This is a genomic window from Dactylosporangium vinaceum, from assembly GCF_019904175.1.
GTDB classification, from domain to species: domain Bacteria; phylum Actinomycetota; class Actinomycetes; order Mycobacteriales; family Micromonosporaceae; genus Dactylosporangium; species Dactylosporangium vinaceum.
Window position 1 is genome coordinate 5,833,030 of sequence record NZ_CP061913.1, and the last position, 15,502, is coordinate 5,848,531.

The following is a 15,502-nucleotide window of genomic DNA, read 5'->3' on the forward strand; positions in this document are numbered from 1 at the left end:
ATGCCCCGCGGCGCGCCGTTCCATGCTCCCGGCGCGCCGCGGGCGGCCGGGTGCGGTTCGGTTGCGGGTCTGCACCGCCGCGTTCCGAAGACGATGACCAGGGCATGAGGGTACTGCGGCGGCTTGCGCGGCTCCTGCCGAGCGGGCGGCCGCTCCCGGAGCGGGAGTGGAGCGTCAGGCACCGGGCGATCCTGTGGATCCTGGCGGCGCACATCGCCGGCCTGTTCGTGTTCGCCCTGCTGCGGCACCGGCCCGCCGGTGCGGCCGTGCTCATCGTGATCCCGCTGCTCGTGGCGCTGGCCGCGGCGGCGCAGCCGGTCTTCTCCCACAACGTGCGGGCCGCGGCGGCGACGCTCGGGCTGATGGGGACGTCGGCCGTGCTGGTCCAGCTCGGCGACGGCATGATCGAGATGCACTTCCACTTCTTCGTCATGCTCGTCGTCATCACGTTCTACCAGGAGTGGCGGGCGTTCCTCATCGCCGCCGGGTTCGTGCTCGTCGAGCACGCGGTCGTCGGCGTGCTGTGGCCGCAGACCGTCTACAGCCACGCCGACGCCTGGCACCATCCGGTGCGGTGGGCGCTCATCCACGCCGCGTTCATCACCGGCGCCGGGGCCGCGGCCGTCGTGAACTGGAGCTTCGCGGACCGGGCGCAGGACGCCGAGCGGCGCATCGCGGCCCGGCTCGCGTACGAGGCCGGTCACGACCCGCTGACCGGGGCCCTCAACCGGCGCGAGTTCGACAGGCGGCTGGCGGCGGCCGGTGCGGGCACCCACGCGCTCATCGGCCTCGATCTGGACCGCTTCAAGATCGTGAACGACAGCTGCGGGCACGCGGCCGGTGACACGCTGCTGTGCCAGGTCACCGACCTCATGCGCGAGCAGCTGGACGCCGGGGACGTGCTGGCCCGGGTCGGCGGCGACGAGTTCGTGATCCTGCTGCCGGGCCGCACGGTCGAGCAGGGCAGCGCCGTCGCCGAGCGGATCCGCAAGGCGGTGGCCGGGTACCGCTTCGCGTACCAGGGCCGGGTCTTCTCCGTCGGGGTCAGCGCGGGTGTCGCCGCCTTCACCGACGGTGACGACCCGCAGGACGCCATGCGCGCCGCCGACGCCGCCTGCTACGCGGCCAAGCACCACGGGCGCAACCGCGTGCACGTGGTGGCATCCGGCGACGACCAGGTCGAGTGGCAGCGCGACCAGGCGCACTGGGCCGAGCGCCTCATGAACGCCATCAACCGCGACGACCTGGTGCTGTACTACCAGCCGATCGTGCCGGTGCGCGGAGCCGAGGCCGGCGCCGGAGCGTTCGGCGAGCTGCTCATCCGGCTGCGCGGCGAGGACGGCGGGCTCATCGGGCCGGGCGTGTTCCTGCCGGCGGCGGAGCGGTACAACCTCATGACCTCGATCGACCGCTGGGTCATCGGCGCGACGTTCGCCCGGCTGGCCACCCGCTACCGCGCCGGCGCGGCGGCGGGCGTCTCGGTCGGCGCGGAGCACTTCTCGATCAACCTCTCCGGCGCGTCCCTCGGCGACCCGCGGCTGCTCGACTACATCCGCGACCAGCTGGCCCAGCACCACATCCCGCCGCACGTCATCTGCTTCGAGGTCACCGAGACCGTGGCGGTCGGCGACGTCGGCCGCGCGGTCGCCTTCATCGCCGAACTGCGCGAGCTCGGGTGCCGCTTCGCGCTCGACGACTTCGGCAGCGGGCTGTCGGGGTTCACCTACCTCAAGCAGTTCCCTGTCGACTTCGTGAAGATCGACGGCACATTCGTGCGCGGGATCGTGGAGGACCGCGTCGACCGGGCCATGGTCGAGGCCGTCAACCGGATCAGCCACGAGATGGGCCTGCGGACCATCGCCGAGTTCGTCGAGGACACCGTCGTGCTGGACGCGCTGCGCACCATCGGGGTCGACTACGCGCAAGGGTACGGCACCGGCATCCCGGTCCCGTTCGACGAGTGGCTCGCCGTCCCCGCCGTGGGCCGGCACGCCGCCCGGACGGTGGCGCCGGTGTGACGACGCCGCCGGGGATCAGCTGTCGAAGCCGAAGCCGATGCGGTCCATGGCGCGCAGCCAGAGGTTGCGGTGCCCGCCGTTGGCGTCGGCGCTGATCATGGCCTGCCGGGTGAGCTGGACACCGGCCCAGCGAACCGGCTCGGGCGGGAAGGGCAGCGGGTGCTCGCGGACCATCCGCGTGCGGGTCCGGGCGGTTTCGGTGCCGGCCAGCAGGTCGAGCATCACCTCGGCGCCGAAGCGGGTCGCGCCGACGCCCAGGCCCGTGAAGCCGGCCGCGTACGCGACCCGGCCGCGGTGGGCGGTGCCGAAGAACGCTGAGAAGCGCGTGCAGGTGTCGATGGCGCCGCCCCAGGCGTGGGTGAAGCGCAGGCCGTCCAGCTGCGGGAACGTCGTGAAGAAGTGCTGGGCCAGGCGCTTGTACGTCTCCTGGCGGTGCTCGTAGGACGGGCGCAGCCGGCCGCCGAAGTGGTACACCGCGTCGTAGCCGCCCCACAGGATGCGGTTGTCGCGGGTCTGGCGGAAGTAGTGGAACTGGTTGCCGCAGTCGGACAGGCCCTGCCGCCGCTGCCAGCCGATCGAGGCCCGCTGCTCTTCGGTGAGCGGCTCGGTGACGAGCGCGTAGTCGTACACCGGCACCACATACGGGCGGGTGCGGCGCAGCAGCGACGGGAAGACGTTTGTGCCCAGGGCCACCTTCGCGGCCCGGAGCCGGCCCTCGGCGGTGTGCAGCGCGATCCCGGCGCCGCTGCGGGCCAGGCGGGTGACCCGGCTGGCCTCGAACACGCGGACACCGAGGCGCTCGGCCGCCGCCGCGAGACCCCAGGCCAGGCGGGCCGGGTGCAGCAGGGCGGTACCGTCGCGGTCCCAGAGACCGGCCAGGAAGGCCGGCGAGTCGATCTCGTCGCGCAGGGCTCCCGCGTCGAGGAAGTCGACGTCGGCGCCGAGCCCGCGGGCCGCGGCCGCGTGTCTGCGCAGGAGCTCCACGTGGTGGGGCGCGGTGGCGACGTCGAGGCCGCCGGTGCGTTCGAAGTGACAGTCGATGTCGTACCGCGAGAGCGTCGCCTCGATCGCCGCGAGGTTCTCGGCGCCCAGGCGCTCCAGCTCGCCGAGCTCGTCCGGCCAGCGGCGCAGCCCGTTGCCCAGGCCGTGGGTCAGGCTGGCCGAGCAGAACCCGCCGTTGCGGCCGGAGGCGGCGTGCCCGATCCGGTCGCCTTCGACGAGGACGACGTCCAGGCCCGGACTGCGCTCCTTGGCGATCAGCGCGGTCCAGAGCCCGCTGTAGCCGCCGCCGACCACGGCCAGGTCGCACGAGAGCTCGCCGGTCAGCGGCGCGCGGGTGGCGGGCCGATCGGGGTCGTCGAGCCAGTAGGGGGTCATAGCCACATCGTTGAGCGCGAGCATGCACCCATCATCACCGTTGTCAACGCTGTCGTCAACACCGTTGACAACACCGCTGAACGTGACGCGGGCGACGTGACGGCTGCGACCACCCGGCCGGCCGCGGTGCGGCGGCGCATCGACCGCGCCCTGTGCACAGGGCCGAAGGAAACGGTCCTACCATGGAAGGCGACCCGCTGGACCGGACAGGAGCACTGATTGCGTACCCGAGCCGCGCTGACGCCCGAGCTGATCATCGATGCGGCCAGCCGGCTCGCGGCCTCCGCCGGCGCCGACGCACTCACCGTCCGGGCGCTGGGCAAGGAGCTCGGTGCCGATCCGACAGCGATCTATCGCCACTTCCGCGACAAGGACGAGATCATCCTCGAGGTGGCCGACCGGCTCGTCGCCGCGACGATCGAGGCGCTCCCGGCCGACCGGCCGTGGCGGGCCCGGCTCGAGTGGCTGGCCCGGCAGACGGTCCGCCTGTTCGTCGCCCACCCGGCCATTGCCCCGATCGTCGCCCTGCGCACCACGCGCCGCCCCGGCGAGTTCCAGACCGTGGAGGCGATCCTGGGCGCGCTGCGGGAGGCGGGCCTGTCCGACGCCGACGCCGCCATGCAGCACCTCGTGTTCTCCGAGACGATCTTCTCGTACGCCGCGATGTCGAGCGCCTACGCGGCCCTTGACGAGAAGAGCCGGGAGGGCGACGAGGCGGCCTGGTCGCGGGAGTACCGCACGCTGCCGCCCCAGCGCTACCCCAACATCGCGGCCGCCACCGAGTTCCTGGCCGGCATCGACGACGACATGGTCCTCGAGGGCATCGTGCGCGCCCTGCTCGACCGCGTCGAGGCGCTGGCCCGCTCACAGGACACGGCGGACGCCCGGGATGCGGCGCACGGGGCCGGCGAGTAGGAAGCAGGCCGGGACGGCGACGGCGGCCCCGAGCGCGAACTTCGCCACCGACGGCCAGTCCAGCCACGTGAGCGACAAGCCGACGACGGTGACGACGACGGCGTGGATGACGTACACGGTGAACACGTGCGCGGACAGGTAGCGGTGCTCCCGGTCGAACCGGGCCCGCAGCAGCGTCAGCAGGGCGAGGACCAGGCCGACGGCGAACGTCGAGTCCCACAGCGCGTAGAAGAGTGAGCCGAGCGTGCCCCGGCCCAGCCACGCCTCCAGGCCACCCGCCAGGGCGAGGGGGAAGAAGACGAGCGTGCCGCCGAGCGCCAGCGCCAGGCCGAGCCAGCCGGTCCGGGCCCGCAGCGTGGCGGGCAGCCAGCCACGCCGGGCGGCGACGATGCCGAGCACGAAGAACGTGACGTACTGCGGCAGGTACGCGGCGGTCGGGAAGTCGATGACGGGAATCCAGAAGCCGATGGGGATGACGATCCGCAGTGCCCACGTCGCCGCGGCCAGCAGCGCGATGACGGTGAGCACGTGGCGGTACGGCAGCGGCGTCCCGGGCCGGGCCGGCCGGGGCCGGTTGCGGGTCGCGAACCGGAACGCGGCGTAGCAGCAGTCGAAGATCAGCAGGGCGAGGACGAACCACAGCGGGCCGGAGCCGATGCCGTGGACGTCACGCCACAGCAGCGGGTTGATGACGAAGTAGAACACCAGGAACGGCACACCGAGGCGCAGGAGGCGGTCACGCAGAAAGCGTCCCGGGCCCTTGCGGTCGTAGGACGCCGGCGTGAACAGGCCGGCCAGCAGGAAGAACGCGCCCATGAACCACGCCTGGTTGACGAGCATGAACACCGTCAGCAGCAGTGACTCGCCGTCGCTCGTCGGGGTCTCGGTGAAGTACCAGGCGTCGAGGCCGCTGTAGATGCCGGCCACGTGGTGCACGACGACCAGGGCGATGAGCAGGACGCGCAGGGTGTCGACGAAGTGCAATCGCATGCCTTCGAAGCTAGGAATCGGGCGGGCTGCGCAGTATCCGGCTGGACGTACAACCGGGTGGGCCTGGCCCCACTCCCCAGCGGCGCGGCGGTGGAGCACAGTAGTGGCATGCAGATCTTGACGGGGTTCGCGCGGTCGTGTGCGGTGGCGTTCGCCGCGCTGCTCGTGCCGGCCGTGTGGGCGGGTGCGGTCGCCGTGTGCTGGTGGTGGCGCGCCGGGCCGTGGTCGTGGATCGCGCCGGTGCTGTGGGCGGCGATCCTGACGCTGGTGCTGGCCCGGCCCGTCTGCCGCATGTTCCGCGCACTGGTGCGGCGCTGGACCGCGGTCGTGATCCCCGCCGGCTATCGCGAGCCCGGGCCGGTGACGAAGCTGTCGACCGGTTTCTGGTGGAACGGCCACTCGTATGCGAAGACCCGCGAGCGGGCGCTGGAGGAGCAGCGGTGGCGCACCCGGCTCACCGACCCCGCCGTGCGCCGCGACCTGTTCTTCGTCGCCGTCGTGCCGTTCGCCGGGCTCGTCGCGGCGGTGCCCGGCGCCGCGCTCGTCCTGGCCCTCACCCTCCGCGGCTGGTGGCTCACCGGCATCGCCGTGGCCGCCGCCACCGCGCCCGTCGCCTGGCGCGTCGCCGAGCCGGCGGCCGTGCGGTTCCTGCGCCCGTCGGCGGCGATGCGCCTGGCCGAGCGCGTCGATGAGCTCACCGCCCAGCGCGCCGACACGACCGTGGCGCAGGCCGCCGAGATCCGCCGCATCGAGCGCGACCTGCACGACGGCGCCCAGGCCCGGCTCGTCGCTCTCGGGCTCTCCCTGGCCACGGCCGAGCGTCTCATGAAGAGCGACCCGGACAAGGCGGCGGCTGTACTGCGGGAAGCCCGGACCGGCGCCGCCAGCTCCCTCAGTGAGCTGCGCGAGCTGGTCCGCGGGATCAGCCCGCCGGTGCTGAACGAGCGCGGCCTCATCGACGCCGTCCGCGCGTTCGCCATGGACAGCCCGCTCGAAACCACCGTGCGCACCGACCTGTGCCTGCGCCTCGACCCGCCGATCGAGTCCGCGCTGTACTTCGGGGTCGCCGAACTGCTCACCAACGCCGTCAAGCACGCCCGCGCCGACCGGGCGACGATCGCGATCAGCCGGGACGACACGCACCTGGCCGTCGAGGTCGAGGACGACGGCCGCGGCGGCGCGACGGTGGCTCCCGGCGGCGGCCTGGACGGGCTGCGACGGCGGCTGGCCGTGTTCGACGGCACACTGGAGATCACCAGTCCGGCCGGCGGGCCGACCCGTGCGAGGATGACCGTGCCATGCGAATCGTTGTAGCCGAAGACCTGTACCTGCTGCGCGACGGCATGGTGCGGCTCATCGAGGCGTTCGGGCACGAGGTCGTCGCCACCGCCGCCACCGGCGAGGAGACCCTGGCCGTCCTGCTCCGGCACCGCCCGGACGTGGCGATCGTCGACGTGCGCATGCCGCCGGGCCAGTCCGACGAGGGCCTGCGCGCCGCCTTGGCCGCCCGCCGCGAGGTCCCCGGCCTGCCGATCCTGATCCTCTCCCAGCACGTCGAGCAGCTCTACGCCCGCGAACTGCTGGCCGACGGCACGGGCGGCATCGGCTACTTCCTCAAGGAGAGCGTCTTCGACGCCGACCAGTTCATCGACGCCCTCGAGCGCGTCGCCAGGGGCGGCACCGCCATGGACCCGGCCGTCATCGCGAAGCTCCTGGCCAGCGGCTCCTCGAACCGCCGCCTGGAGGCCCTGACCCCGCGCGAGCACGAGGTCCTGTCCCTGATGGCCGAGGGCCTGTCCAACCAGGCCATAGGCCAGCGCCTCTTCCTGAGCGAGAGCGCCATCAGCAAGTACACGACGTCGCTCTTCGGCAAGCTGGGCCTGGTCGACGACGACTCCGGCAACCGCCGCGTCCTGGCCGTGCTGGCCTTCCTCAACCAGTCATGATGCCGAACGAGCAGACCGCACCCATGACGTCGAGCACGACCCGGCCGCCCTCGACCCGGTAGGACCACGGCGGCTCGACCGCCCGGGTCCACAGCTTCGTGCCGTCAGTGCTCCACGCGGCCAGCTCCAGCTCGGCCGACATGAGCACGACGGACCCGTGCCGGCGCCACTGCCAGAACCCGACGTCGGCCCGATCCTCCCAGCTGCGCCGCCACGCACCGGAGCGGGCCTCGTACGCCAGCAGCCGCGTCCCCGCACCGATGAACACCTGCCGCCGCTTCGGCACGACCAGGACCCCGGGGTTGAAGCCGGCTCCGGCCGGGGCGTACCGCTGGGTGACGACCAGCCCGGGCCAGTCCCGATGGTCACCGACGGCCACGAACACGAAACCCGCGTCGGCGTCGGCGTCGACGTCCGGGAAGTCCTCGGCCAGCTCGGCGTGGCGCCGGTAGAGGCCGAGCGCCGACGGCACCGCCGCCGCGACGACGACGTTCAGGTCCCCGGCCCCGAACTCGACAAGGCCCTCCGCTGCTGCGCTCACCGCTCGATCATGCCCGGCCCGGCCCGGCTCCGGGCGGCCCACCGGGACCCCCGTGACCAGGGTCTCCTTCGGACGCTACGCGAAGACGACGGCCAGCCGCAGCCACGCGCCCAGGTCGGCGATCTCGCGGCGGACGGCGGCCATGACGCTCCTGGAGAACGGCGCGACCTCGTGGATCGCCGCCACCCGCAGCTCGCCCGCACGGCGATCCGGCGCGCGTCGGCCCGGGACAGCCGGTGCACGGCTCAGCCCCGCCCGGCGTCGCGGCGGGACTTGATGAGCGACGCGACAGTGGTCAGGGCCAGGGTGCCGACGATGACGGCCAGGGAGAGCGGGATGCCGATGTGCGGCGCCCACGAGACGGGCTCGCCGCCGTTGACGAACGGCAGGTTGTTCATGGCCATCGCCTCGAGGAACAGCTTCACGCCGATGAACGCCAGGACCACGGCCAGGCCCAGGGAGAGGTACACCAGCCGGTCGAGCAGACCCCCGATGAGGAAGTACAGCTGCCGCAGCCCCATCAGGGCGAACACGTTGACCGTGAAGACCAGGTACGGCTCGGCGGTCAGGCCGAACACCGCCGGGATCGAGTCGAGGGCGAAGATGACGTCGGTCGTGCCGATCGCGACCAGGACGACGACGGTGGGGGAGAGCACGCGGCGCGACAGGCGCACGAGCGGGTTGTCCTTGAACTCGTCGCCGTCCGGCTCGCCCTGGGTCAGCAGCTTCACGGCGGTGTACACGAGGAACAGGCTGAACAGGTAGAACACCCACGAGAACCGGCTGATCGCGGCCGCCCCGACGGCGATGAACGCGCCGCGCAGGGCCAGGGCGAGCAGGATGCCGATCATGAGGACCCGCTGCTGCTGCTCCCGGGGCACCCGGAAGCGGGCCATGATGATGACGAAGACGATGAGGTTGTCGGCGGACAGGCTGTATTCGGTGAGCCAGCCCGCGTAGAAGGCGCCGGCCTGGTCGCGGCCCCACAGTGCCAGGACGAGCAGGCCGAACAGCAGGGCCAGGGTGATGTACACGCCGACCCAGGCGCCCGCCTCGCGCATGGACGGCTCGTGCGGCCGCCGCGTCACCAGGAAGAGGTCCAGCAGCACCATCGCCCCGAGCCCGCCGAGGGTCGCGGCCCAGCCCCACCCCGTGACGGTCACGATCAATCACCCTAACAGCGCGGCCGGCCGCCCGGTCAGCGCGGGAACGGGCCGAGCGGGGAGCGGTCGCCGACCGACCATTTGTGGCCGAACGGGTCGATGAAGCCGCCCTGCCGGTGCGTTCCCCAGGGCGCCTCGCGGTCCGCGACGGGCGAGCCGGCGGCGGCCCCGGCGGCCACGGCCCGCTCGACGAAGGCGTCGGGGTCGTCGGTGAACACCTCGATGCGGCTGCTCGTCACCCCGGCCCGCCCCGGGCTCGTCTCGGCCGGGTTCGCGGGGTTGACCTCATGGAGGAAGAACGCGGCGCCGCCGAGGGCGAGGCCGGCCACGCCGCCGAGGTCCCACAGGGCGGTGGCGCCGAGCGCGGACGTGTACCAGGCGACCGCGGCGTCGGCGTCGGGCACGATCAGCATCACCGAGATCGCCGTTGAGTGCTCCGTCATGCCCGTCAGTCTGCCGGACCCGCGCCGCCGGCACAGGACAGTCAGTCCCGCCGGGCCCGGTCAACCGCTCACGACGGTATTCTGACGCCGTGGCCCGCCTGGCCCTGTTCGACCTCGACAACACGCTCGTCGAGCGCGGCGCCGCGTTCGCGAGCTGGGCCACCGAGTTCGTGGCCGCCCACGACCTCCCGCCCGGCGCGGCGGCGTGGCTGCTCACCCGCGACGCCGACGGCGCCACACCCCGCGACCGCTTCTTCACCGAGGTGCGGGACCGGTTCCGGCTGCAGGAGCCGATGCAGGAGCTGTGGCGGTCGTACCGCCGGTCGTTGCCCGAGCACATATCCGTCCGCCCCGGAGTCCTCGCGATGCTGGCGGACCTGCGCCACCGGGGCTGGCGCCTGGCCGTCGCCACCAACGGCCGCCCCGACAACCAGCTCGCCAAGCTGCACCGCACCGGCCTGGCCGAGGCCGTCGACGGCTGGGCGATCTCCGGCGAGCTCGGCGTCCGCAAACCCGACAGGGCCCTGTTCGCCGCGGCCGCCGAGGCGTGCGGCGCCGACCTGGCCGCCGGCGGCTGGATGACCGGCGACAACCCGGAGCACGACATCGCCGGCGCCCGCGCCGCGGGACTGCACACGATCTGGATCAGCCGGGGCCGCACCTGGCCCGCGGGCCGGCCCTCACCCGACCACACGTGTGCGGCGGTGGAGGCGGCGGCGGCCGTCCTGCGCGGCGCGGCGTAGGCGCACCGGCGTCACGACGGCACCCGGCGCCAGCTGCCGGCCGCGCTGACGTCTGTCGCGTCCCGGACGCCGTGCGCCTCGGCCAGGAACCCGAGCACCTCGGTGCCGTCGTCGAGGCGGACCCGCCCGAGGCCGAGCGGCGCCGGAACCGACTCCAGCAGCGCCCCGGCGGCCGTCCGCGGCACCCGCCACACCTCGACCGCGATGCCGCCCGCCGGCCCGTCGCCGGTGTCCACGAGCCCGGGCCGCGCGACCCCGGGCCCGGGCAGCCGGTAGAGCCGGTATCCGGGCCCGGTCCGCGCCCGGTATTCCAGTGCTGCGCCGAGCGCCAGGAGCTCGCCGTTGAGCGGCAGCCCCGACATGTGCGCCCCGGCCACCGCCAGCAGCACCGTGCCCGCCGGCGCATCGGCGTCCGGCGGGGCGGACGGCCCGCCCGCAGCCTCGCCGGTCCAGCGCGCGGCCAGGTCCAGCAGCGGCCGGTCGGCGAACGCCGGCCCGATGAGCTGCACGCCGAACGGCAGGCCGTCGGGGCGCGACCCGCCCGGCACGGCCACCACGCAAAGATCCAGAAGATTCACGAAGTTGGTGTACGTCCCCAGCCGCGCGTTCACCCCGAGCGGGTCCGCGGCCACGTCGGCCAGGCGCGGGTGCCCCGGGGTCGTGGGGAGCAGGAGCGCGTCGATGTCCAGCCACACCGGCTCGGTCGCCTGCCGGAGCCCGGCCAGCCGGTCCAGGCCCGCGAACACCGCCGCGCCGGTGACGTCCCGGCCCGGGGTGACCACGGCGCGGACGGCCGGGTCGGCGTGCGGGCCGGCCGCGTCGAGCAGCGCGCCGAACCCGGCCCAGCGCTCGGCCAGCCACGGCCCGCCGTAGAGCAGCGCCGCCGCGGCCAGGAAGTCGTCGACGGCGACCGGGACGAGGCGGCCGAGCCGGGCGGCGTGCTCCAGGGCCGCCTTCCAGGCCACGGCGTGCTCCGGGTCGAGGTCGAGCGGACCGGCGGGGACCCCGATGACCCGGGGCCGGGCCGCGATGTGGGCCGGCGGGCGCGGCGGGGCGGGCCGCGACCAGGGATCGGCCGGGTCGGGCCCGGCCAGGACGGCGAGCGCCGTGCGGGCCGCCGCGACGGTGCGCGTGAACGTCGTGACACAGTCCAAAGACCGGCAGGCGGGCAGGAGCCCCGCGGCCGGGACGAGCCCGCGGGTGGGCTTGAGCCCGACGATCCCGTTGAACGCGGCCGGCACCCGCCCCGAGCCCGCGGTGTCGGTGCCCAGGGCGAGCGGGACGAGCCCGGCCGCGACGGCCACGGCACTGCCGGAGCTGCTGCCGCCGCTGATGTGCGCGTCGCTGAAGACGCTGGAGCAGGCGCCGTACGGGCTGCGGGTCCCCACGAGCCCGGTGGCGAACTGATCCATGTTGGTCTTGCCCACTGGCACCGCACCCGCGGCCTCGAGGCGGCTGACCGCCGTGGCCGAGCGGGTCGCGACCCGGTCCGCGAGCGCCGGGCAGGCGGCCGTCGTCGGCAGCCCGGCGACGTCGATGTTGTCCTTGACCGCGACGAGCTGCCCGCGCAGCGGCCCATCGGGCGCGGCCGCCTCCCGCGCCGCGATGTCGTCCGGGTCGAACCGGCTGATCCAGATCGGCGTCGTCCCGTTCATGGCCGTATTGGATATCGGCGGTATTTCACCCACATGAATCGCGCGTAACGGTCGTGGCGCCGCCCGGCCCGGCGCTGCACGTCAGTGTGGGCCGGGCTCCAGCAGCGCGGCGGTGGCGCTCCGGCCGAAGTGGCGGGCCCAGTCCAGCGGCGTGGCGTCGAAGCGGTGGTCGCGCAGCGCCGGGTCGGCGCCGAGGGCGAGCAGGGTGCGGGTCAGGTCGGTGAGGCCGTTGCCGGCCGCGTGGTGCAGGGCGGTCTCCCACGGCGTCTCGACGGGGGCGTCGGTGCGGCCGTAGGCGTTGACGTCGAAGCCCATCTCGGCCAGCAGCTCGACGGTGGCCGTCCCGGCGCGGGCGGTGGCCCACACGATCAGGCCGGGGCGGCGGCGTCTGGCCTCGGCGACGGTGGCCGCAGCGGTCGACCGGACGGTGGCGGCGTCGGCCCGGAACGCGGCGGCGATGAAGTCGTCGACCGGGTCCGGGGCGGGAGGCTCGGCGCCGGCCGCGATGAGGATGCCGGCGATCTCGCCGTCGCCGTTGAGCGTGGCGATCTGCACGGCGGTGCGGCCGTCACCGGGGCTCCACGCGGGACCGTCGGCGGTGAACGGGGTGCGGAAGTCGACGCCGTGCGCGACGAGCAGCCGGACCCGGGCCGCCTGGCGGTGCTCGACCGCCCACCGCAGCAGCGTCCGCAGCGCCTGCCCCGGCGGCGGGAGGGTCTCGATCCGGCGCCGCCAGGGGCCGCCGTCGCCGGTGCCGAGGCCGTATTCGAACAGCAGCTCCAGGTGCGAGTCGTCCGGCTCGAACATGCGGTTGTACAGGGTCTGCGCGTCGTTGGGGTCGGCGCCCGCGTCGAGCAGCAGCCGGCCCAGCGCGCGCCAGTGCGGGTGCGGCGGCTGGCGGTGGCGGCCGAGCTCGCCGTGGCCGAAGACGCCGGTGAGCAGTGTGAACGGCGAGGGCAGGCCGTCGAACAGGTAGCCGTCGTCGGGGTCGGCGCCGGCATCGAGCAGCAGCCGGGCGGTCGCGAGCACACGCTCCTCGGCGATGCCGCTGTCGAATCGGGAGTACACCAGGTAGAACAGCGGCCGCCAGCGCAGCGGCCCGCCGGGCTCCTGGGACCGGCCGGGGAGCAGGGCGCGCACACGGTCCGGATCGGCCGCCGCGGCGGCCGCCCAGATGCTCCCGGCGGTCAGGTCCGGGTGCCGGGCGAGGAGGTCGCGGGCCCGGGCCCAGCGCTCCGGGCCGTCGTCGCGGCCGTAGGACAGGCAGGCGAGCCGGCAGAACTCGCCGGCCGGGTCGGCGACCGGGGCGGTGGAGAGCCCCGTGTCCCACTCGTGCTCGGCGATCGTCTGGACGTAGCGGACGAGCCGGGGCCAGCTGGCGAAGCCGTACTCGCGGGCGACGACGAGCTGGGCCGAGCTGAGCCGCAGGTCGGCCTCGTCGGCCACCGGCCCGGGGTGGTCGCGGGCGATGCGGGCGAGGGCCTCGGGTTCGCCGGCGCGGGCGGCCCGCTGCAGGGCCCGGGCCTGGCGGCGCAGCTGCTCGAGGTCGGGGCGGTCGGGCATGCGCAGGGTCGGCACGATGGCCTCCTTCCGGGTGCCTGGGTCCGCATGCAGGCCGAAAGGAGAGCAGGGCTCACGCTCGATGGTGCGACCAGGTGGGCTGAGCCCATTCCCGCGGACCGGCGGCTTCCTGCGAGCCGGGCGTCAGTCTACCGGAAACGCGGCGGCGGCGACCTGCCGCACGCTCTGGGTGCCGTCGACGGTGATGACCCGGTAGCCGAGGTCGCGGGCCTGCCCGGCGACCCGGCGGGCGAACGCGGCGTCGCGGCGCATCCACCTGTCGAACGCGTCCGGCGGATCGGGGGTCGCGGCGACGAGGTCCCGGGCCCACGGGCGCCGGGCGTAGTGGGCGCGCTGGAACTCCTCGGTGGGCACGATCCACACGGCCCGGTCCGCGGGCACGCCGACGCCGTGCAGCAGCTCCGGGAGCAGCGCCGCGCCCTCGGCGAGCCCGAACCCGCCGGCCGCGAGGTCCTCGCGGATCGGGGCGAACTCCTCGCGGTACAGCCGCAGGACGTCCTCGACCTGCACTTCGATCGGCTGGGCCAGGCGGTCGGCGACGCTCATCGCGACGACCCTGCGCATCGCCGGGCCGGCGTCCGCGTGCCTGTCGAACGCGTCGTCGCAGGAGTACAGCAGCGCTCCCGCCGCCGTGGCCAGTCTCGCCGCGACGGTGCTCTTGCCGGAGCAGGGTGAGCCGCCGATCCACCGCATTGCGCTCACGGTAGCGTGAGGTCCCCCAGGCGCTGCTCGGGGTCGTCGAGGAGCGCGTGCAGGACCGCGGTGTAGCCCTCCAGGGTCTCCAGCATCGCCGCCCGCGGGTAGATCGTCGGGTTGTAGTGCATCGACGCGCCGCGCCGGTCGTGGCGGACGATGAGGCCGGGCTCGCCGCGCTTCGCCCACAGCCGTTCGGTGCGTGCGTCGATGACCTGGCCGGGGGGAGTGCGGGCGCGCGAGCGCTGCTCGCGGCGGTCCGGGGGCGGGTCGTCCGACGGGGCGGCCGACTGGAACCAGGAGTGGTACAGCAGCAGGAACGGCCACGGGCGGTCGGCGTCGAAGCCGGGGTGCACGGCCCGGGCGATCTCCTGGAACGACGCGGTGTGCCGGACCGCCGCGTACATCGCCGAGCGCACCCGGCCGACCGCGTCCAGCAGGCTCGTCGCGGGCTCGATGGTGGTGGCGATGTACACGTTGTGGGTGAACTGCCCCACGAGGTCCTCGGCGCCGGGCTCGTCGCGCCCGGCGGTCGCGGTGCCGATGACGAGCCGGGGCCAGCCGGTCCGGGCGCCGAGCAGGATCCGGTACGCGGACAGGTAGAGCAGGAACGGCGTGATGCGGTGCGCGCGGGCGAACGCGTGCAGCCGCCCGGCCAGCTCGGCGCTCATGGGTGCGCCGAGGCTCGCCTCCGCCGTCACGTCGCGGCGGGCCGCGTCCTGGGGGAACGGCCACCGCTCGGGCAGCGGGGTGAGGGTGCGCCGCCAGAACTCGTCCCGGCGGCGCCGATCCGCCGGGGCGAGGTCCGGGTCCGCCGTCGCGGCCGCGTACGACAGCCGCAGGGGCTTCAGGGCGGGCCCGGCGCCGGTGCGCGCCCGGTACGCGGCGCGCAGATCGCGCAGCAGCACGCCGGTCGACCAGCCGTCGGCGATGAGATGGAACAGGGTCACCGCGACCACGTGCCGGTCCGGGGCCTCCCGTAGCAGCACGACGCTCCACAGTGGACCGTTGCCGAGATCGAAGGCCCGGCCTCGCTCGTACCCGAGCAGGCTGCCCCGCAGCAGATCGCGGCGGGATGCGGGGTGGGCGGTGAGATCGGTGAATGCAACAGGTGGATCGACGGTGTCGCAGAACCGTATCGACGGTTCGATGCCGATCGAGTCGAATACAATTCTCAGGGCGTCGTGGCGCGCCGCAACATCCGCCACGGCGTCGCGAAAAACATTGACGTCAATCGTCTCGTGCCACGTATTGGTTTCGAAAACGTTGTAGCCGAGCACACCCGGATCCGCCGGGGCGAAGCAGCTCACGAACTCCCAGAGCGTCTCCTGGCTGCGCGCCAGCCTCATGGTCATGGAGCTTTGCCGCGCCCGCCACGCATTGTCAAGACCCGGAACGGACATAGGCGTTTCGAAAAAAGTCGACATCCGTGAACCC

14 protein-coding genes are annotated in these 15,502 nt (G+C 74.0%); 5 read left to right on the forward strand and 9 right to left on the reverse strand.

Annotation, left to right across the window (positions count from 1 at the left end; translation table 11 throughout):
* Nucleotides 1-104: 104 nt before the first annotated feature.
* Nucleotides 105-2,018 carry a putative bifunctional diguanylate cyclase/phosphodiesterase gene (locus Dvina_RS26245; RefSeq protein ID WP_223105103.1) on the forward strand — a complete coding sequence of 638 codons (1,914 nt, stop codon included), beginning with the start codon at nt 105-107 and terminating at the stop codon, nt 2,016-2,018.
* A gap of 15 nt (nt 2,019-2,033) precedes the next feature.
* On the opposite strand, the gene Dvina_RS26250 is transcribed toward Dvina_RS26245, so the two are convergent.
* Complete coding sequence (locus Dvina_RS26250; protein WP_246656460.1) at nt 2,034-3,395, reverse strand: NAD(P)/FAD-dependent oxidoreductase; 1,362 nt, start codon at nt 3,393-3,395, stop codon at nt 2,034-2,036.
* Nucleotides 3,396-3,614: 219 nt separating this feature from the next.
* Between Dvina_RS26250 and Dvina_RS26255 the strand changes: the two genes are divergently transcribed.
* Nucleotides 3,615-4,310 carry a TetR/AcrR family transcriptional regulator gene (locus Dvina_RS26255; protein WP_223105105.1) on the forward strand — a complete coding sequence of 232 codons (696 nt, stop codon included), beginning with the start codon at nt 3,615-3,617 and terminating at the stop codon, nt 4,308-4,310.
* Here Dvina_RS26255 and Dvina_RS26260 read toward each other — a convergent pair.
* Nucleotides 4,260-5,300 carry an acyltransferase family protein gene (locus Dvina_RS26260; RefSeq protein ID WP_223105106.1) on the reverse strand — a complete coding sequence of 347 codons (1,041 nt, stop codon included), beginning with the start codon at nt 5,298-5,300 and terminating at the stop codon, nt 4,260-4,262. The two genes, Dvina_RS26255 and Dvina_RS26260, sit on opposite strands and share 51 nt — an antisense overlap.
* A gap of 108 nt (nt 5,301-5,408) precedes the next feature.
* Between Dvina_RS26260 and Dvina_RS26265 the strand changes: the two genes are divergently transcribed.
* Nucleotides 5,409-6,614 carry a sensor histidine kinase gene (locus Dvina_RS26265; protein WP_223105107.1) on the forward strand — a complete coding sequence of 402 codons (1,206 nt, stop codon included), beginning with the start codon at nt 5,409-5,411 and terminating at the stop codon, nt 6,612-6,614.
* Complete coding sequence (locus Dvina_RS26270; RefSeq protein WP_223105108.1) at nt 6,599-7,246, forward strand: response regulator transcription factor; 648 nt, start codon at nt 6,599-6,601, stop codon at nt 7,244-7,246. Before Dvina_RS26265 ends, Dvina_RS26270 begins: the two co-directional genes overlap by 16 nt.
* Here Dvina_RS26270 and Dvina_RS26275 read toward each other — a convergent pair.
* From Dvina_RS26275 to Dvina_RS26285, 3 genes are all read right to left on the reverse strand, one after another.
* A complete protein-coding gene (locus Dvina_RS26275) occupies nt 7,233-7,787 on the reverse strand; it encodes a hypothetical protein (RefSeq protein WP_223105109.1) in 555 nt (184 codons plus the stop codon). The two genes, Dvina_RS26270 and Dvina_RS26275, sit on opposite strands and share 14 nt — an antisense overlap.
* A gap of 245 nt (nt 7,788-8,032) precedes the next feature.
* Nucleotides 8,033-8,950 (reverse strand): TerC family protein, encoded by a 918-nt coding sequence (locus Dvina_RS26280; protein WP_246656461.1) that lies wholly within the window; start codon nt 8,948-8,950, stop codon nt 8,033-8,035.
* Nucleotides 8,951-8,985: 35 nt separating this feature from the next.
* On the reverse strand, nt 8,986-9,393 hold the full coding sequence (locus Dvina_RS26285; RefSeq protein WP_223105110.1) for a VOC family protein: 408 nt from the start codon (nt 9,391-9,393) through the stop codon (nt 8,986-8,988).
* An 89-nt stretch (nt 9,394-9,482) separates the two neighbouring features.
* Between Dvina_RS26285 and Dvina_RS26290 the strand changes: the two genes are divergently transcribed.
* Nucleotides 9,483-10,136, forward strand: coding sequence for an HAD family hydrolase (locus Dvina_RS26290; protein ID WP_223105111.1), 654 nt, complete (start codon nt 9,483-9,485; stop codon nt 10,134-10,136).
* Nucleotides 10,137-10,147: 11 nt separating this feature from the next.
* Here Dvina_RS26290 and atzF read toward each other — a convergent pair whose 3' ends face one another.
* The 4 genes from atzF to Dvina_RS26310 all read right to left on the reverse strand — a co-directional run bounded on the left by atzF (nt 10,148) and on the right by Dvina_RS26310 (nt 15,492).
* On the reverse strand, nt 10,148-11,791 hold the full coding sequence (atzF, locus tag Dvina_RS26295) for an allophanate hydrolase (protein ID WP_223105112.1): 1,644 nt from the start codon (nt 11,789-11,791) through the stop codon (nt 10,148-10,150).
* An 81-nt stretch (nt 11,792-11,872) separates the two neighbouring features.
* The gene (locus Dvina_RS26300; RefSeq protein ID WP_223105113.1) at nt 11,873-13,369 is read right to left on the reverse strand and encodes an ankyrin repeat domain-containing protein; all 1,497 of its coding nucleotides are present in this window, start codon (nt 13,367-13,369) and stop codon (nt 11,873-11,875) included.
* 126 nt (nt 13,370-13,495) lie between these two features.
* On the reverse strand, nt 13,496-14,065 hold the full coding sequence (locus Dvina_RS26305) for a hypothetical protein (protein ID WP_223105114.1): 570 nt from the start codon (nt 14,063-14,065) through the stop codon (nt 13,496-13,498).
* Between the two features lie 5 nt (nt 14,066-14,070).
* On the reverse strand, nt 14,071-15,492 hold the full coding sequence (locus Dvina_RS26310; protein WP_223105115.1) for a condensation domain-containing protein: 1,422 nt from the start codon (nt 15,490-15,492) through the stop codon (nt 14,071-14,073).
* Nucleotides 15,493-15,502 lie beyond the last annotated feature (10 nt).

Coding starts and splice junctions, on each gene's coding strand:
- Dvina_RS26310 (WP_223105115.1), bottom strand. CDS start 15,492: ATGTCGACTTTTTTCGAAACGCCTATGTCCGTTCCGGGTCTTGACAAT.
- Dvina_RS26245 (WP_223105103.1), top strand. CDS start 105: ATGAGGGTACTGCGGCGGCTTGCGCGGCTCCTGCCGAGCGGGCGGCCG.
- Dvina_RS26285 (WP_223105110.1), bottom strand. CDS start 9,393: ATGACGGAGCACTCAACGGCGATCTCGGTGATGCTGATCGTGCCCGAC.
- Dvina_RS26305 (WP_223105114.1), bottom strand. CDS start 14,065: ATGCGGTGGATCGGCGGCTCACCCTGCTCCGGCAAGAGCACCGTCGCG.
- Dvina_RS26270 (WP_223105108.1), top strand. CDS start 6,599: ATGCGAATCGTTGTAGCCGAAGACCTGTACCTGCTGCGCGACGGCATG.
- atzF (WP_223105112.1), bottom strand. CDS start 11,791: ATGAACGGGACGACGCCGATCTGGATCAGCCGGTTCGACCCGGACGAC.
- Dvina_RS26250 (WP_246656460.1), bottom strand. CDS start 3,395: ATGACCCCCTACTGGCTCGACGACCCCGATCGGCCCGCCACCCGCGCG.
- Dvina_RS26265 (WP_223105107.1), top strand. CDS start 5,409: ATGCAGATCTTGACGGGGTTCGCGCGGTCGTGTGCGGTGGCGTTCGCC.
- Dvina_RS26260 (WP_223105106.1), bottom strand. CDS start 5,300: ATGCGATTGCACTTCGTCGACACCCTGCGCGTCCTGCTCATCGCCCTG.